At 62.3% G+C, this 17,112-nt stretch carries 18 protein-coding genes; 13 read left to right on the top strand and 5 right to left on the bottom strand.

What is annotated here, in order from left to right; all coding sequences use genetic code 11:
* Both NPX02_RS09170 and NPX02_RS09165 read right to left on the bottom strand, forming a co-directional pair.
* Positions 1–471, bottom strand: a complete 471-nt coding sequence (locus NPX02_RS09170; RefSeq protein ID WP_260293227.1) for a c-type cytochrome — start codon at positions 469–471, stop codon at positions 1–3.
* An 80-nt stretch (positions 472–551) separates the two neighbouring features.
* Positions 552–923 (bottom strand): hypothetical protein, encoded by a 372-nt coding sequence (locus tag NPX02_RS09165; RefSeq protein WP_260293226.1) that lies wholly within the window; start codon positions 921–923, stop codon positions 552–554.
* 202 nt (positions 924–1,125) lie between these two features.
* On the opposite strand from NPX02_RS09165, the gene NPX02_RS09160 reads away from it, so the two are divergent.
* From NPX02_RS09160 to NPX02_RS09120, 9 genes are all read left to right on the top strand, one after another.
* The gene (locus tag NPX02_RS09160; RefSeq protein WP_260293225.1) at positions 1,126–1,449 is read left to right on the top strand and encodes a V-type proton ATPase subunit G; all 324 of its coding nucleotides are present in this window, start codon (positions 1,126–1,128) and stop codon (positions 1,447–1,449) included.
* An 18-nt stretch (positions 1,450–1,467) separates the two neighbouring features.
* Entirely contained in the window at positions 1,468–2,511 is a 1,044-nt protein-coding gene (locus tag NPX02_RS09155) for a V-type ATPase subunit (RefSeq protein ID WP_260293224.1), read from the top strand.
* A gap of 10 nt (positions 2,512–2,521) precedes the next feature.
* Positions 2,522–4,399 carry a V-type ATP synthase subunit I gene (locus NPX02_RS09150; protein WP_260293223.1) on the top strand — a complete coding sequence of 626 codons (1,878 nt, stop codon included), beginning with the start codon at positions 2,522–2,524 and terminating at the stop codon, positions 4,397–4,399.
* 103 nt (positions 4,400–4,502) lie between these two features.
* A complete protein-coding gene (locus NPX02_RS09145; RefSeq protein WP_260293222.1) occupies positions 4,503–4,946 on the top strand; it encodes an ATP synthase subunit C in 444 nt (147 codons plus the stop codon).
* Between the two features lie 9 nt (positions 4,947–4,955).
* The gene (locus NPX02_RS09140) at positions 4,956–5,306 is read left to right on the top strand and encodes an ATPase (RefSeq protein ID WP_260293221.1); all 351 of its coding nucleotides are present in this window, start codon (positions 4,956–4,958) and stop codon (positions 5,304–5,306) included.
* A 2-nt stretch (positions 5,307–5,308) separates the two neighbouring features.
* Positions 5,309–5,953, top strand: coding sequence for a V-type ATP synthase subunit E (locus NPX02_RS09135; RefSeq protein ID WP_260293219.1), 645 nt, complete (start codon positions 5,309–5,311; stop codon positions 5,951–5,953).
* Positions 5,950–7,749, top strand: a complete 1,800-nt coding sequence (locus tag NPX02_RS09130) for a V-type ATP synthase subunit A (RefSeq protein WP_260293218.1) — start codon at positions 5,950–5,952, stop codon at positions 7,747–7,749. Before NPX02_RS09135 ends, NPX02_RS09130 begins: the two co-directional genes overlap by 4 nt.
* 10 nt (positions 7,750–7,759) lie before the next feature.
* Complete coding sequence (locus NPX02_RS09125; protein WP_260293217.1) at positions 7,760–9,139, top strand: V-type ATP synthase subunit B; 1,380 nt, start codon at positions 7,760–7,762, stop codon at positions 9,137–9,139.
* 17 nt (positions 9,140–9,156) lie between these two features.
* Entirely contained in the window at positions 9,157–9,798 is a 642-nt protein-coding gene (locus NPX02_RS09120; RefSeq protein WP_260293216.1) for a V-type ATP synthase subunit D, read from the top strand.
* A 103-nt stretch (positions 9,799–9,901) separates the two neighbouring features.
* Here NPX02_RS09120 and NPX02_RS09115 read toward each other — a convergent pair whose 3' ends face one another.
* Positions 9,902–10,651, bottom strand: a complete 750-nt coding sequence (locus tag NPX02_RS09115; protein ID WP_260293215.1) for an FAD-binding oxidoreductase — start codon at positions 10,649–10,651, stop codon at positions 9,902–9,904.
* 150 nt (positions 10,652–10,801) lie between these two features.
* Between NPX02_RS09115 and NPX02_RS09110 the strand changes: the two genes are divergently transcribed.
* Positions 10,802–11,263 carry an Rrf2 family transcriptional regulator gene (locus NPX02_RS09110; RefSeq protein ID WP_260293214.1) on the top strand — a complete coding sequence of 154 codons (462 nt, stop codon included), beginning with the start codon at positions 10,802–10,804 and terminating at the stop codon, positions 11,261–11,263.
* Between the two features lie 128 nt (positions 11,264–11,391).
* Positions 11,392–11,898: a hemerythrin domain-containing protein gene (locus NPX02_RS09105; protein ID WP_260293213.1), complete on the top strand. Its 507-nt coding sequence runs from the start codon at positions 11,392–11,394 to the stop codon at positions 11,896–11,898.
* Positions 11,899–12,480: 582 nt separating this feature from the next.
* Here the strand turns inward: NPX02_RS09105 and NPX02_RS09100 are convergent.
* Positions 12,481–12,948 (bottom strand): DUF4863 family protein, encoded by a 468-nt coding sequence (locus tag NPX02_RS09100; RefSeq protein WP_260293212.1) that lies wholly within the window; start codon positions 12,946–12,948, stop codon positions 12,481–12,483.
* Between the two features lie 174 nt (positions 12,949–13,122).
* On the opposite strand from NPX02_RS09100, the gene NPX02_RS09095 reads away from it, so the two are divergent.
* Both NPX02_RS09095 and hspQ read left to right on the top strand, forming a co-directional pair.
* The gene (locus tag NPX02_RS09095; RefSeq protein ID WP_260293211.1) at positions 13,123–14,526 is read left to right on the top strand and encodes a class II fumarate hydratase; all 1,404 of its coding nucleotides are present in this window, start codon (positions 13,123–13,125) and stop codon (positions 14,524–14,526) included.
* Between the two features lie 86 nt (positions 14,527–14,612).
* Positions 14,613–14,921 (top strand): heat shock protein HspQ, encoded by a 309-nt coding sequence (gene hspQ, locus NPX02_RS09090; RefSeq protein ID WP_260293210.1) that lies wholly within the window; start codon positions 14,613–14,615, stop codon positions 14,919–14,921.
* 102 nt (positions 14,922–15,023) lie between these two features.
* On the opposite strand, the gene NPX02_RS09085 is transcribed toward hspQ, so the two are convergent.
* Positions 15,024–17,048: a methyl-accepting chemotaxis protein gene (locus NPX02_RS09085; RefSeq protein WP_260293209.1), complete on the bottom strand. Its 2,025-nt coding sequence runs from the start codon at positions 17,046–17,048 to the stop codon at positions 15,024–15,026.
* Between the last annotated feature and the right edge of the window lie 64 nt (positions 17,049–17,112).

Raw genomic sequence — 17,112 nt, 5'->3', positions numbered from 1 at the left:
TTATCCCCGGTTGGCCTGTGCCGCCGCATCACGCTGCACCCAGCTCTGATAGATCTCCTGCGGCCACTTGGACTGGAACCAGGCGATAGCCGCGATAATCTCTTCGTCGGTCAGTTTGCCCGCCCAGGCCGGCATATTGCCCTGGCCGCCGGGGGAGCCGTTCTTGATCGTGTGGAACAGGATTTTCAGGGGATGATGCCAGGCATGTCCGCTGCCATTCAGCGGCGGTGCCGGATACTTGCCGTCCGGACCGGTCTTGCGCCAGTTGTCAGCCCCTTCGGCCAGCTTCCCGTGACACGCCGCGCAGTTCTCCTGGAACACCCGGGCGCCGGCACTGACCTGATCGAATCGGTACCAGGATTTCACTGCCGCCGAAGCCTGCTGATCGCTAGCGGCATTGGTGGCGGGTTCCTCGGAACAGGCGACAAGCAACAGGGACAGAAGCCCCGCAACAATAATTCGGATTTTCAAAACACGCTCTCCAGAGCATGGCCCGTGGGCCGTATGAAACGATACCCCGGCGTTCAGCGCCAGGGATTGCAAAGCCGGGTTCAGGAGCGTGCTGGAGGGGGTCGTAGCAGCGTGGGCGGGATGGGGCCGGTTGTCCAGACATTGCTGGCAGCCTGGAACTGCCGGTCCGAGAAAATCAGCAGGCCATATTCGACAGCGACGCCGGGTTGCGCCCCGAACGAGCTGTCACACTGGTCGCCGCAACAATTCCCATCGGCCGCTGAGACGAGTGTCATATCGAGACAATGGGTATTGTCACCGGGCTGTGCGCAATCGACCTGCATGATGTGCTGATGCATCTTCTGCTGGAGATCGGGCACGGTGGCCGTCAGCCCATAGCTGAATCTGAACGGCAACAGGCTGACAAACAGTGCCAGCACAAGGACAAACCGTTTTTTCAGCAGATGATTCATGACGCGGAACAATCCCCTTTTTCATCCTGACTGTCAAGGCGGTGCGGCTACCACAGCGACCAGTTATATGACCATTAATCCCATCGTAAGTTTCCCGCCCTGTCATTTGAGGGATTGAAAACCGGCCCGCCATCTGATCTGCCGCAATATCAACTACATCGGTAGTTGCTAAACTGTTAATCAGAATAAAACGGGGAACCTCATGGACCAGACACTACAACGCCTGCTGGACGCCGAACGGAGGGCTGAGACCATCGTGCGCGAAGCGGATGAGGAGCGCGACCGGATCATCCAGGGCGCGCTGCAGGAGGCGCACGCCGAAGAGGAGCGGTTCGAGGCGCGCATACCGCAACTGCACAGGTCCTTCATCGAAAAGGCGGAACAGCGGGCCGGCCAGACCAATAACGAACTGAAGAAACGCTTCGACGAGCACCATGTCGAGCTGCGCAATCTGGCGGAAGCACGGGAGGACGAGGCGCTGGAGGCCGCCTTTCAACTGCTCACCGATCCACTGGCCGACGGCTAGGAGAAGGCAGGAAAACTCATGAATACGAGCGCCGGCCAGACCTATCTGAAGACCCGCACCAGCGTCATGGCGAGACGGCTGATCGATGACGCGACGCTTGAGGCCATGTTGCAGGAGCCGTTGCCGCGGCTGGAGGGTGAATTCGGTCTGGCCGGGATCAGCGAGCGTGGATTGAGTGAGGCGGAGCTCAACCGCCATATTGAACGGGGCCTGATCCACAGCCTGATGCAGGAGCTGTCGATCCTGCTGCGGCCGCTCGGCGGCACCGCCCGGGATATCCTGGTCTACTGGTCACGCAAGTTTGAACTCCTTAACCTGAAGGCACTGATCCGGGGCAAGCTGAACCATCTCCCCTATGATCAGATACGCGAGAGCCTGCACAGCCTGCCGCCGCTGATCAGCCTGCCCCATGAGACCCTGTTGCGTACGGAAAATGTGCCGGAGCTGCTGCGCCAGCTGGAGCAGACCCCCTACGAGGCCATCGCCCGCCAGGCGCGCCGGGTCTACGAAGAGAAGAACGAGTCCTTCTCCCTCGATGCCACGATCGATCACCGTTACTATACCGGCCTGCTCAGGCACGCGCGGCGCTGCGACGCCGCGGATCAGGCCCCGCTGCTGAAACTGATCGGCTCGCTGATCGACCGACAGAACCTGCCGTGGCTGCTGCGCTACCGCCTCAACTATGCGCTCTCCCCCAGCGAAACCTATTATCTGCTGATCCCCTCGGGACGCCATCTCCACACCGACCTGCTGAAACAACTGGTCAATCTGCAGGAGATGGCGCGGATCCTGGAGGCACTGCCCGAGCCACTGAACAGCCGGCTCTCCGGCCTCAGGCAGATCATGGAGGTGGAGCAGGCGCTGACCGACGACCTGAACCGGCAGGCGCGAAAATGCCTTCAGTTCAGCCCCTCGGCCGTCACCCGATCCCTGGCCTACATGATGCTGCGGGAGATGGACCTGCGGCGGGTGTTCGCCATCATCCAGGGGCGGGTGCTGGCCCTGGACCCGCAGCTGATTCGCCAGGCCGCCGACCTCGGCCGCGAGGTGCCCGGTGTTTAGGCCCCTGCCGATGAAACAGGTACTGATCCAGCTGCTGGCGGATGACCTGCCGCTGGCCGCGCTCACCCTGGCGGAGCTGGGCATGTTCAGTCCCGGCGGCGGTGACAACTTCAGCGAACAGTTTCCCGACGTCCCCGGCACACGCTACCGGGAACTCTATCACCAGGCCCGCACCCGGCTGCAGAAGATCGAATCCCATATCACCCTCGGACCGCTGCGGCCGCTGGCCCACACCCGTGTCATCGGTGAACAGGAGCTGGCCACCACCAATGCCTGGCTGGGCGAAGTCTGGGAGCGCTGCTCCTCGTTTGAAGAGCATTTCCGGCGCCTCACCGACGAGGAGCACATGCTCGAGCAGCTGGAACAGACCCTGGATAACTTCGCCGCGCTGAATTTCGACCTTTCGCGGCTGCGCGGCGAGCGGCTATTTCTCGATCTCCACATCGGCATGCTGCCCAGCGTCAACGTGCCGAAACTGCGCGAGGCCATCGCCCTGGCCGACTACCTGCTGTTCAATTACATGGAGAACACCGACCACACCCATGTCATCATCCTGGGCCCCAAGGGCGCCCGGGAACAGGAGCTCAGGTCGGTGCTGGATACCGCCGGCTTCCACGCCCTGGAGATTCCCCCGGAACTGGATGACGAACCGCAGCGCATACAGGGCGATCTGCGGCAGCGCCGAGAGGCGCTCGCCAGCGAACGCGCGGCGCGCCGCCAGGCGATGCAGACCTGCGGCGACGAGCTGCGCGCACAACTGGAGCAGTCACGCGATCGGCTGATCATGGCCGAACCCTTCGTGGCGATGGGGGATGCCGCACGCAACCGGGGCCAGCTGGGCATCATCTCCGGCTGGATACCCGAACGTGAACTGAAACGGACCGAGTCGGCCCTGCACCGCCGGCTAGACGGCCCGTTCCGGATCACCGCCACCACCCCGCCGCGGACAAATCACCGGGACGTACCCACCTACCTGCCGGTCAACTGGCTCACCCGCGCCTTCTCCACCCTGGTCAAACAGTATGGCGTGCCGCGTTATGGCGAGATCAACCCCACGCCGATCTTCGCCGTCTCGTTCATCGCCATGTTCGGCATGATGTTCGGTGACGCGGGGCACGGCGGGGTGATCATCCTGGCGGCCTGGCTGGGCCGAAAGAGACTCAAGAGCTTCACCCCGTTTGCCATCTGCGCCGGCCTCTCGACCAGCCTGTTCGGTCTGCTCTACGGCAGCCTGTTCGGCTACGAACACCTGTTTCAGGCGGTCTGGATCCCGCCCCTGTCCGATCCGCTGTATATGCTGCGCATGGCCCTCTTCTGGGGCATCGGCTTCATGGTGCTCATGAGCCTGCTGTATATCCATAACCAGTTGGTCTCCGGCGAGATCAGTCACGCCCTGTTCGCGACCAACGGGGTGGTCAGCGTCACCTTGTATCTCAGCGTACTGACGGGCATCTACCGTTTCGTCAACACCGGGCAGTTCGGTCTGCTGCCGGCCGGCCTCAGCCTGGCGGCGCTGCTGGCGCTGCTGGCCTTCAAACTGATCGAGACCCAGGCCCCGCCGGGAGAGCGCATGCTGGTGGCCGGTATCGAGACCTTCGAGACCCTCACCGGATATATCTCCAACACCCTGTCGTTCCTGCGTGTGGCGGCCTTCAGCCTGAACCATGTGGCACTGGCCATCGCCGTCTTCACCCTCGCCGACATGATGGAGGGGACGGGACACTGGCTGATGGTGATCGGCGGCAACCTGTTCATCCTGATCCTGGAGGGGGCCATCGTCACCATCCAGGCGTTGCGACTGGAGTATTACGAGGGGTTCTCCCGCTTCTTCTCCGGAGACGGGCAGGAGTTCAAGCCGCTGACGCTCTCCCTGCAGGGGGTGAAATGAACCGACCACTGGATAGTACCCGTGGCATGAGCAGAGCGTGGCGTGCCCAGCAAACCCGTCACCCAACACCCACCGATCAAACGTTACCGACAAGGAGTAGAAGATGTATTGGCTGATTACACTGATGACCCTGGGCATCCTCGGTCTCATCATCACCGGGGTACTCATCGAGCTGCACCCGGACAAGGCGCTCGGCGCCCGGCGCTGGTTCAAGCCGGCCCTCGGCGGCAACCTGCTGCTGTTCGTCGGCGCCCAGGCACTGCTGGTCTTCTTCGGCATCCAGGAGGTGGCGGCCGCCCCGGCGCTGGCCGATGCGGCGGGCGAGATCTCCCTCGGCATGGGCCTCGGCATTATCGGGGTCGGCATACCTACCGCCTTCAGCACCATCGCGGCAGGTATTGCGGTGGGGCCGATCGGCGCCGCCTCGCTGGCGGTACTGGCCGAGAAGCCGGAGATCTTCGGCCGCACCCTGATCTATCTCGGTCTGGCCGAGGGTATCGCCATCTACGGTCTGGTGGTGAGTATCCTGCTGCTGGACAAGCTGTAGAGGCGCACAATGGATCCGCATGGCGACGAAGCGACGCCCACCCGCATGCTGTTCATGGGGGAGGCGGCAGTGACCGAGGGCTTCCGGCTGATCGGTTTCGAGACCTGGGCCGACCCGACCCAGCGGATACTCGACGAGTTGCTGGAGACACTGCTCGACAACCGCCAGAAGGCGTTCATCATTCTCGGCCCGGCCCTGGCCGGATGCGACAGCCCGCTGCTGAAACGGGTCCGCGCGGAGGGGGGGCACATCGTCGTCACCCAGATCCCCTCGCTGGCCGCCGCGGATAACTTCCAGTGTGAGATAGACGACCGGCTGCAGCTGCTGCTCGGCGGCGCGGCGCAGTTCTCTCAGGAGTAGTCATGGAACAGGTAAAGGAACTTGAATCGGCCATATTCGAACGTGCCAACCGGCTCGCCGTGGAGTACCGCGAACGGGCCGGGCGCAGTCGCGACAATATCCTGCAGGAGGCGCACAAGCGCCTGCATCTGCGGGAAGAACGCGAAGTGCTGCTGGCCAAATCGCGCGCCGAGCGCACCTTCCGGCGCCAGGTGCAGGCGAACGAGCTGCGACTGCAGAAGGAGATGGACCATCTGCGCTGGAATCTGGTGGTGGCGGTGAAAAACCAGCTGCGCGACCGGATACTCGCCCTGGTGGAAGATGAGGCACGTTATCTGCCGCTGCTGCAGGCACTCCTGGCCCGTGCCGCCGGCGCCTTCGAGCGGCGCCAGCTGGTGGCCAGTTTTAATGCCCGCGACCTGGGCCGGCTGCGGCCGGTCTGGGAACAGTTTGCCGGGGCTGCCGCCGCCGATAAACAGCTCGCCCTCGATCCCACACCCGTCAGCTGTATCGGTGGCGTGATCGTCAGCAGCGAGGATGGGTTGATCCGCTTCGACAACAGTTTCGAGGGACGGGAGGAGCGGCTGGCCGACCGCCTGCACCAGCTCATCCTGGAGCGCCTCTTTCCCGCCGGCACCCTGCACGACAACCTGGGCGGCAGGCGATGAGCATGAGCGAAAAACAGGGCATAATCCGCGAAATCAACGGCCCGATCCTCACCATACGGCTGCCCGGCATCCGCAACGGCGAGCAGGTAAAGATCGGCGAGCTGGGACTGTTCGGCGAGGTGATCGCGCTCAAGGGCGAGACCGCCCTGGTGCAGTCCTACGAATCGACCGAGGGAGTGCGACCGGGTGAACCGGTGATCGGCCTGGGCCGGCCGCTCTCGGTCGAGCTGGGCCCGGGACTGCTGGGCAGCATTTTCGACGGCGTGCAACGGCCGCTGGACAAGGTGTTGCTGGCGTCGGGCGACCATATCGGCCGCGGTATCCATCTGCCCGCACTGGACCGGGAACGGCTCTGGCACTTTGTTCCGGAACCGGCCAGTGAAATCGGCAGCACCCTCTCCCCGGGACAACTGATCGGCCGGGTCCAGGAGAGTGCCATTATCCAGCACCGGATCCTGGTGCCGCCCGACCTGTCGGGCGAGCTGCTGGAACTGGCCCCCGAGGGGGATTACCGGCTGGATGATCCGATCGGCCAGCTGAAACTGAGCGACGGCAGAAGCCGCAAACTGAAGCTCTATCACAACTGGCCGGTGCGCACCCCCCGGCCCTACCGGCGACGCGACCACGGCCTCTCGCCGCTGATTACCGGCCAGCGCATTCTCGACACCTTCTTTCCACTGCTCAAGGGCGGCAAGAGCGCCGTACCCGGCCCCTTCGGCGCCGGCAAGACGGTGGTTCAGCAACAGATCGCCCGCTGGTCCAACGCCGATATCGTCATCTATGTCGGCTGCGGCGAGCGCGGCAATGAACTGGTGGACGTGCTGGAGACCTTCCCGCAACTGCAGGACCCCTACTCCGGCCACCGCCTGATGGAGCGCACCCTGCTGGTGGCCAACACCTCCAACATGCCGGTGGTGGCCCGCGAGGCGTCGATCTACGTCGGCATCACCATGGCCGAGTACTACCGCGACCAGGGCTACGATGTGGTGCTGCTGGCCGACTCCACCAGCCGCTGGGCCGAGGCGCTGCGCGAGGTCTCCGGCCGGCTCGGCCAAATGCCGGTGGAGGATGGCTATCCGGCCTACCTCGCCTCCCGCCTGGCCGCCTTCTATGAGCGCGCCGGCCGGGTCGAAGCCCAAAACGGTGCCACGGGCTCGGTCACCCTGATCGGTGCGGTCTCTCCCCCCGGCGGCGATTTTTCCGAACCGGTCACCGCCCACACCAAGGAGATCATCCAGACCTTCTGGGCACTCTCCAAGGAGCTGGCGGATGCCCGCCACTATCCGGCCATCGACTGGGTCGGCAGCTTCTCCGAGCATGTCGCCACGGCCGCCCAGTGGTGGCACAGGGAGATCAGCCCGGACTGGCAGCGGCGGCGCGGACAGGCACTGGGGCTGCTGGCGCGGGACGCTGAGCTGGCGCGTATCGTCAACCTGGTGGGACCGGAGGCGCTCTCCTCCGCCCAGCGCTGGGAGCTGGAGGGGGCGGCCCTGATCAAGGAGGGCGTGCTGCAGCAGAGCGCCCTGGACCCAGTGGACACCTTCGCCTCGCCAGAGAAGCAGTTCCTGCTGCTGGAGATGATGCTGACCATCTATGACCGGGGGGCGGAACTGATCGAACTGGGCATCTCGGTGCAGGAGCTGACCGACCTGCCGCTGATGGCCCGGGCACGGCGCGCCAAGCAGACCTACAGCAGTGAGCAGTGCGACCAGATTCGCACCCTGATGGAGGAGTTCCGGCAGGCCTTCGCCAAGATCCGCCTCGAATACGCCAAGTTCAAGGAGCACACCCAATGAGTGCCCGCCAATGAGTGCCCGAGAGTACCGTACCGTTTCATCCGCCCAGGGCAGTCTGCTGGTGGTGCGCCAGGCGCCCGCCGTCGCCTTCGGCGACCAGGTGCTGATCCGCGATCACCGCAACCAGTTGCGCCACGGCCAGGTGATCCGCTGCAGCGAGGCGGAGGCGCTGATCCAGGTGTTCGAAGGTACCGGCGACCTGGACCTGGAGAACACCTGGGTGCGCTTTCTCGACCAGCCGCTGGAGATCAACCTGGCACCGGAGATCCTCGGCCGCATTTTCAACGGCCTGGGTAAACCGAAGGATAACCGGCCGCCGATCCTCTCCAATGTCCGGCGCAACGTGAACGGTTCCGCCATCAACCCGGCGGCGCGCACCTATCCCCGGGAATTCATCCAGACCGGCATCTCCTCCATCGACGGCCTCAACTCGCTGGTGCGGGGCCAGAAGCTGCCGATCTTCTCCGCCTCCGGCCTGCCGCACAACCGGCTCGCCGCGCAGATCGTGCGCCAGGCCAGGCTGGTGGATGAGGAGAGCAGCTTCTCAGTGGTGTTTGCCGCTATGGGGGTCTCCTACGCGGATGCCCGCTTCTTTCAGGAGGAGTTTGCCGACTCCGGGGTGCTGGGCAACGTGGTGATGTACATCAACCTGGCCGACGACCCGCCGGTGGAACGCCTGGCGCTGCCGCGGGTGGCGCTGACCGCCGCCGAATACCTGGCCTTCGACCTGGACCGGCACGTGCTGGTGGTGCTGACCGACATGACCAACTATGCCGAGGCACTGCGCGAGGTGGCCACCGCCAAGGGCGATGTACCGTCGCGCAAGGGCTACCCCGGCTACCTCTACTCCGACCTGGCGGAGCTCTACGAGCGCTCGGGCCGGATCAAGGACCGCCACGGCTCCGTCACCCTGGTGCCGGTGGTCACCATGCCCTCGGACGATATCACCCACCCGATCCCCGATCTGACCGGCTACATCACCGAGGGGCAGATCGTGTTGAGTCGGGAGCTGCACAACCAGGGGGTCTATCCGCCGGTCTTCATCTCCCCTTCGCTGTCGCGCCTGATGAAGGACGGCATCGGCAAGGGGGATACCCGGGAAGACCATCCGCGGGTGGCCAACCAGCTCTACGCCCTGTATGCCAAGGCGCTGGAGACACGCAACCTGGCGGCCATCATCGGCGCCGAGGAGCTGTCGGAACGGGACCGCCGCTATCTGCGCTTTGCAGAGGCGTTCGACAGCCAGTTCATCGGCCAGGGCGAGGATGAGGACCGCTCTATCATCGAGACGCTCAACCTTGCCTGGGAGCTGCTGAGCATGTTTCCCAAGGACATGCTCACCCGGGTCAGCGAGACCGACCTGGCCAGGTACCACCGCTCCGACAAGTAGGGAGACGAGCGAAGCAGATGAGTCGACACCAGCTGATCAAGGTCCCGCCGACCAAGAACACCCTGCTGGAGCTGAAGAAGCAGGTGCGCTTCCTGGAGGACGGTCACGCGCTGCTGGAACGGAAACGGGAGCTGCTGACCCGGCTGGTCTACGAGCGGGTGGGTGAGTACCAGCAGCTGCGCCGGGAGACCCATGCCGCCATCAAATCCGCCTACCACTGGTTGGGTATGGCCCATCTGCGCATGGGCAGCCGCGCCCTGCAGCAGGCGGGGCTGGGAATCGCCCCGACGCTGCGGATCAACATCATCCCCAAACGCAGCATGGGGGTGGAGTACCCCGCCATCTCCAGCGAGCGCCTGCCGATGGAACCGGTCGGGCTGCTCGGCACCGACACCAGCTTTGACGAGACCCGCAAGGAGCTGACGGAGACCGCCCTGCTGCTGACCCGCCTGGGGGAATCGGAGATGGCCCTGAGCCGCCTGATGGCGGAACAGCGCAAGGCGCAGAAACGGGTCAATGCCCTGAAGTACAACATCATCCCGCGTTACCGGGAGACCATCCGTTATATCGAATCGGTACTGGAGGAGGAGGAGCGCAACGTGCTGTTTCAGATCAAGCGGCTGCGTGAAAAGGAGGAGCAGAACAGCGGCAGTTGGTAGCAAGGTAGGATGCGGTGAGTAACACGAACCGCATCGAGTCTTTCCGCAAACGATGCGGTTCGCAAGCTCACCAGCATCCTACGATTCCTGAGGAAGGTATCTCTTAGAAGGTGGAAAACTTGTACTTCTCACGCTTCACGCTGCGCGGTGAAAAATCGCGCGCCAGGAACCAGGAGCCGGCCTCGTCGACCATGTCGGGATTGCCGCAGATATAGACCAGGTCCCGCTGCGGCTCGGGAGCCAGCGGCTCGAACAGCACCTGCACCCGGCCGGTCCGCTCATGGGGCCTGGGTGTCTCCGGCATGTGCCGGCTGTAGCAGGCGTGAAAACGGAACCCGGGGTAGCGTTCCGCCACCGCCTCGAACTCCTCGCCATAGATCAGTTCCTGCGGACGGCGGACCCCCATCACCAGCTCCACGTTCAGCTCCGGATTCTGCGCCATGCGTTGTTCCAGTTCCGGCAGCATCGCCCGATAGGGCGCCACACCGGTGCCGGTGCCGATCAGGAGATAGCGGGCGGGGTCGCTACGCGGCAGCACCAGGGCGCCGAACGGGCCGCTCATTTTCGCCCGCTCACCGGGACTGGCATTAAAGAAATAGTGAGAAGCGGCACCGTCCGGCACCGCTGAGATGGCGAAGCGGAACTCCCGGTTGTTCTTCAGATCGGCCACCCGACCCGCGGCGCTGTAGCTGCGGGTCTTCTCTTCACCCTGATGCAAGAAATCGATAGAGAAAAACTGCCCTGGAAGATAGCGGATGGCCTCCTCGTCCTCGCGTATATAGGTCAGCTCGAGCGTATTGGGCGCCAGCACTCTCTTCTCTTTCAGAATCACCGGGTAGCGGGGACTGACCATGACAAAACTCCTCCGGCCGCCACCCGTTGCCTACAACAATCGGGTGCCGACAATCTGCTCCATAAAAAATATATCAAATACATCTTTTATATATCACGCCACTGGTCGATAATCAATATATTAAATACATCTTATGGACCCAATCCGGATATGCGGCTAACCACGTTCACCGATTATACACTTCGGGTACTCATCTACATCGGTCTGCGGCCGGGACAACGGGCGACCATTGCTGAACTGGCCGATGTCTACCAAATCTCGCGCAATCACCTGATGAAGGTGGTACACCATCTGGGACAGGCCGGCTATATCGAGACCCTGCGTGGCAAGGGGGGTGGTTTTCTGCTTGCGCGGGCTCCCGAGAAGATCAATATCGGCGCCCTGATACGCGATACCGAACAGCGCACCACGCTGGTCGAATGCTTCACGGATAGCGACTGTGACTGCCGCATCAGTCCGGCCTGCCGGATGAAGGGGATGCTGAACGAAGCCCTGAACGCCTTTTATGCCGTGCTCGATCAATACACCCTGGCTGACCTGATCAGCAACAAGCGGCAACTCGAACGGCTGCTGCCGGACCAGACCCTTGCCGGCCGGGGACCACCGACCTGACACTGGTCACACAAATACCGTTTTGCCCCGTTCATCACCCTGGAGCGGCATCCAATGGTATAAACTCCGATGACATAGCGTCAGAGATGGCGGCTCGATCACATCAGCGCGTATAGCCAGGTGGATACATGTTCAGCTTTTTCAAGAAGAAGAGGAGTCCGCAAGCCGCGTCCTCGACCGTTACCGCACCCAATACCACCATAACTTATGATGCCGATCTGATCGAAACCCTGATTGAGGATCACCAGATCCTGCTGGAACACTACCAGCGGGTGGAAAAAAGCGCGCGGGCGCAACACTTCAAAGAGGTGCGCGCGGAACTCAACCAGTTCAAGAGCCTGTTCCACCAACATATCCTGCTGGAGAACGTGAAGCTCTACGTCTACCTGACCCGCAGCCTGCCCGCGGATAGCGAACAGTGCCGGCTGGTCAGCGGGATGCGCCGGGAAATGCGCCACATCGGCAAGGCGGTGAACCAGTTCATCGAGCGCTACGATGTCTGGCCCTGGAATGCTGGGATGGAGGCACAATTCATCGGCGACCTGGAGCAGATCGGCAGCGCCCTGGTCGCCCGGATCCAGACCGAGGAAGAGGCGCTGTACCCGCTTTACGATATTCCCCGCGAAACCGCCTGAGGGCCACCGTGTTCACCATCCCTGCCGCTCACGACAGGGATAGCGGAGCGGGTTCAACCTTGGGAATGAACCACGGATGGACACGGATAAACACGGATTTTTAGTTACTGAAACGTAACTACTCGCTCCTGTCCGCACCACGGAGACACAGAGAGCACAGTGAATCCACAAGATTCTCCCGCGAAATCGTAGGATGCGGTGAGTAAAACGAACCGCATCGCATGGGGGCGGCATGCGGTTCGCAAGCTCACCGGCACCCTACGGTATCCGCGGCGATGTATTGTTCAGTTAACCTCTGTGTCCTCTGTGCCTCTGTGGTGCAAGGGAGGAAGTTTGATGCCCCCCGAGTGAGCAGTTACACTGAAACATCGCAACAGGCGGGCTACCGTACACCGGAGGTCATGAACGCGCAGGGTCACACGTAGCGTGATCTACCCCATCCGTGCCCATCTGTGTGTATCCGTGGTTTGGCGCCAGAGTGACTGCACTATCTCTAGGAGTCTGTCGGACTTAACGTTGTTCTTCCAGGAATAAACCGGCTTTCCCTCGCTACGATCGGTCAAGCCCAGCAGACTCCTGGGTTCAACCGCGTGTGAACTCGATCTGCCCCTCGGGCAGCAGATAGAGCACCAGCGCCCGGCCCTGGGTCACGGTGGGCCGATGCTGGGAATTCGGCTCATAAACACACCAGCCGCGCGGTTTGCCGTCGAACAGCGCCCCCTCCGTCACCGGCAGTACCATGCAGATTTCGCCCAACGGATGGCGGTGATGAGGTCCGGCGATATCGACCAGATCCACCACATCGACACTCAGGCGCGCAGTCTCGTCGGACGGCTCGATCACCCGGCCGAAACGCCTCCCCTCACCGCCCTGCGCGCACATCCAGCCGGCGGCAATCGCCTCATGACAGGCCCGGTCGATGGCATTGAACAGTTCACTCCCGGCGGGGAACTTGGCCTCCAGGGCGGCCTCCAGCCCCTGATCGACCGGCATCCCGTCAACCAGGCTGGTGATCGGTTTTAACAACTGTTGAAACTGTTCTACATTCATCTGGCTATCCTGTTTTGCGAAGGTCGAAACGTCCTGAGGATAGACGGTTTGGGTTGAATGTGAAAGCCGGTCGCTGATTGCCCTGGGCGTGGTACCACCGGTTCGTCGCGGCATTTTCAGAAATCGGGTTCATACTAGTGGTAGACACGCACCATTTCAGCGAGGAGCCGCAGGATGACGCAATCAGACTATCGCATCGAAAGAGACAGCATGGGCGAACTGCGGGTGCCGAGCGATGCCCTCTATGGGGCCCAGACCCAGCGTGCCGTGGACAATTTCCCGGTCAGCGGCATCCGCCTGCCGCAGCGTTTTATCCAGGCGGGGGTGCTGATCAAACGGGCCGCCGCCGCGACCAACCGGGAACTGGGCCTGCTCGATCCGGCTCTCGCGGATGCCATCGTCAAGGCCTGCGACCGGCTGCTCGAAGAGCTGCCCATGGAACAGTTCCCGGTCGACGTATTCCAGACCGGTTCCGGCACCAGCAGCAACATGAACCTCAACGAAGTGATTGCCGCGCTGGCCAGCCGCGGCGGCACGCCGGTGCACCCGAACGATCATGTGAACATGTGCCAGAGCAGTAATGATGTGATCCCCGGCGCCATCCACCTGAGTGCCGCCCTCGCCCTGGAGCAGCAGCTGCTGCCGTCCCTGAAGCAACTCTCGGACCGGATAAAACAGCGCGCCGAAACCCTGGACGGCGTCTGCAAGACCGGACGTACCCATCTGATGGATGCCATGCCGATCAGGATGGATCAGGAACTGAACGCCTGGGCCAGCCAGGTGGACCAGGGCATCGAACGTATCCAGGAGTGCCGGCGGCGGGTGTGGCAACTGCCCCTGGGGGGTACCGCGGTCGGCACCGGGATCAACGCCCATCCGGAGTTTTCCCGGCGCATCCTGCAGCGGTTGAGCCAGGACACCGGCCTGGCGCTGACCGCCAAGCCCTCGCTGATGGAGGGACTCAGCAGCCAGGACAGCGCCGTGGAGCTGTCGGGACAGCTGCGGGTCACCGCCATCAGCCTGCACAAGATCGCCAACGACCTGCGCTGGATGAACAGCGGTCCCCTTGCCGGACTGGGCGAGATCGAACTGACCGCCCTGCAACCGGGCTCCAGTATCATGCCGGGGAAGGTCAACCCGGTGATACCCGAGGCGGTGATGATGGTCTCGGCCCAGGTGATCGGCAATGACGCCAGCATCGCCATGGCGGGCCAGTCCGGCAATTTTCAACTCAATACCATGCTGCCGCTGATCGCCTACAACCTGCTGCAGAGCATCGAATTGCTCGCCAATGCTGCGAAACTGCTGGCGGAAAAGGCGGTTGCCGACTTCAAGGTCCAGGAGGAGAACCTGAAACAGCGCCTCTCCATGAACCCGATTCTGGTGGCCGCGCTCAATCCGCTGGTCGGTTATGAAAAGGCGGCCGCCATCTGTAAACAGGCCTATCGGGAGGGACGCGCGGTAGTGGATGTGGCGGAGGAGCAGACCTCCCTCAGTCGCGGCGAACTGGAAAAACTCCTCGACCCGGTGCTGCTCACCCTGGGTGGAATCCAGGGAGTGGCAGCGAAAAAGAAATGACAAGGCGATGAAACGGAACGCCCGACAGCGGGGTCTTAGAGATAATGAAGCATCATCCGCATGCGACCCATGCCGGGGAGAATGAGATGAAATATGCAAAATTGAACGTCGGACAACTGGTTCACCACAAACTGTTTGGTTATCGTGGGGTAATCTACGATGTGGATGCCGAATTCATGCTGACCGACGCGTGGTATGAGCAGATGGCCAAAAGCCGCCCACCCAAGAACGAGCCCTGGTATCGGGTACTGGTGGACGGTTCCGACTTCGAGACCTACGTCGCCCAGTGCAACCTGGAGCCGGACGGCCGCCACGAACCGATCCAACACCCGGATATCAAAAGAGTTTTTACCGCCTTTACCGGTGACCGTTACCTGTCCGAACAACCGAACTAGCGCCGATTATGCTTTCAACCCGTTGGGGTGAGCCTGCGAACCCCAACGGGTTCTCTGCGTGTGCGCCAGACAGTTGGGGTTCGTTCCTCACACCGGCATCACCTACACCCTGAAGCGACCCACCAGGCCCTGCAGCTCCGCGGCCAGTCGCGTCTGATCGCTGTTGGCGGACGAGGTCTGCTGGGCTCCCACCGCCGTCTGTTCGGTCATCTCGTTGATCTGTACGATATTCCGGTTGATCTCTTCGGTCACTGCGCTCTGCTCCTCCGCGGCACTCGCGATCTGGGTGCTCATGTCATTCACCCGCTCGATAGAGCCGCTGATGTTGGTCAGCGCCTCCCCCGTCCGGGAGGCCTGTTCCACGGCAAAGCGGGCCAGCTGCCGGCTGCTGTCAACCGCCGCCACCGCCTGCGCGGAACCGGCCTGCAGCTTTTCAATCATCCGGTTGATCTCCTCCGTGGAGACCTGGGTCTTGCTCGCCAGGTTGCGTACCTCGTCCGCCACCACCGCAAAACCACGCCCCTGCTCGCCGGCCCGGGCCGCCTCGATGGCCGCGTTCAGGGCCAGCAGGTTGGTCTGTTCGGCGATACCCTTGATCACATCCAGGATGCCGCCGATCTCCACGCTGTGCTGTTCCAGCTGCTGGATGACCGCCCCGGCGCCCTCCACCTTTTCGGAGAGTTCCTGAATCCGGGCGATGGTTTCATGCATCGCCTGCTGCCCTTCCACCGCCTGGCGGTTCACCTCGCTGGCCGCCTGAGAGGTGCGGCCGGTACTGGAGGCCACCTCCTGCACCGTGGCACTCATCTCGTTCATCGCCGTGGCCACCTGGGTGGTTTCGCTCAGCTGGGTCTGCAGCGCCTGATGGGTCTGCTCGGTGATCACCGAGGTCTGTTCCGCCATGGTTGCCAACTGGGTGGTTGCATCGGCAATCTGCAATACCACCCCTTTAAACGCCGCCCCCATGTCATTGAAATCCGTGGCCACCCGTTGCAGCTCATCCCGGGTATCCAGACTCAACCGCGTATTCAGATCGCCCCGGGCCATCTGACGCGTGGCAGCGCCAATCAGGTTGATACTGCCGACTACCGAATAATAGAGTCCGGCAAACAGGTAGATGACCAGTGCCAATACCGAGATCACGGTCAGCGCGGTGGCGTTCTTTACCGCGATTTCAGACTCGATGCGCTCGACAAACAGGCGGTCCAGCTCAGCGGCAATGGCATCATACAGCCGGTAACTCCCGGAGATGGCAACCGTGGCCGTATCAAATACGGTCTTGTCGTCGACGTCGATCCGTTCCTGATCCTGCAGTACCTTATCCAGCAGCGTCTGCATCTCCGCGATCGCCCGATTGTTGGCGGCGACCGCGTCGCTCAATGTCACGCCGATCCCCCTGTTTGCCTTGATGGCGGCATCCAGCCCCGCCGCCGAGCGCTTGGCGTAGGCATTGATGTTATTCGCCAGTACCGACAGCCGGACGAAAGATTGCCGGCTATGGCTGCCCCTGGCAGCCGCGCCGGAACCGACCGCCCGCGCCTGTCCCATATTTTCGGTCAGGTTAATCAGATTATTGACCACCGCGTCACCCAGATAATAGGTGTCCAGCCTCGAGTCCAGGGTAATCTCGGAAACGTCGGCCACCCGGCTCATCAGATCAATCATGTCGGTCAGCAGTCCGGTGTGTGCGTTGATCGCCAGTGCGGACTCCTGCTGCATCGAGGTAGCCTTGATCGCCTCCCACTTCTGCAGCAGCAGACTCACCTTTCCGGCCGTCTCCAGCGCACTTCCCAACTCCCTGTCCAGCGCCGCCAGATCCGCCATGAGACGGTCGATTTCGCTGCGTTTACTCAGGATGCGGTCACGAAAGCTGTCCGCCCCGTTGAGAAATGCGCTGGTCATCCCGCGATGCTGCTGGATGTGTTCTATTGGCTGGCGAATGGCTCTTATATACGCCAATCCCTGACGCTCATGCCTGACCACTTCAACCCCTTCATTGATTTGGGTGATCAGATTGATCGACAACAACACCAGCGGGACCAGGACCACCAGGAAGATCAAACCGAATTTGAACGGGTATCGCAACCGCTCCATCAGAACCATGGCCGGAAGTAGAATAGCCTTCATCTCACACTCTCCATTTTTGGATCATCGAACGTCATGTAATTATTTTGTCGTTAGCCCCTGGTTC

The organism is Sedimenticola hydrogenitrophicus, assembly GCF_025175675.1.
Classification (GTDB): Bacteria; Pseudomonadota; Gammaproteobacteria; order Chromatiales; family Chromatiaceae; genus Sedimenticola; species Sedimenticola hydrogenitrophicus.
This window is presented reverse-complemented; position numbering and strand designations above follow the sequence as displayed.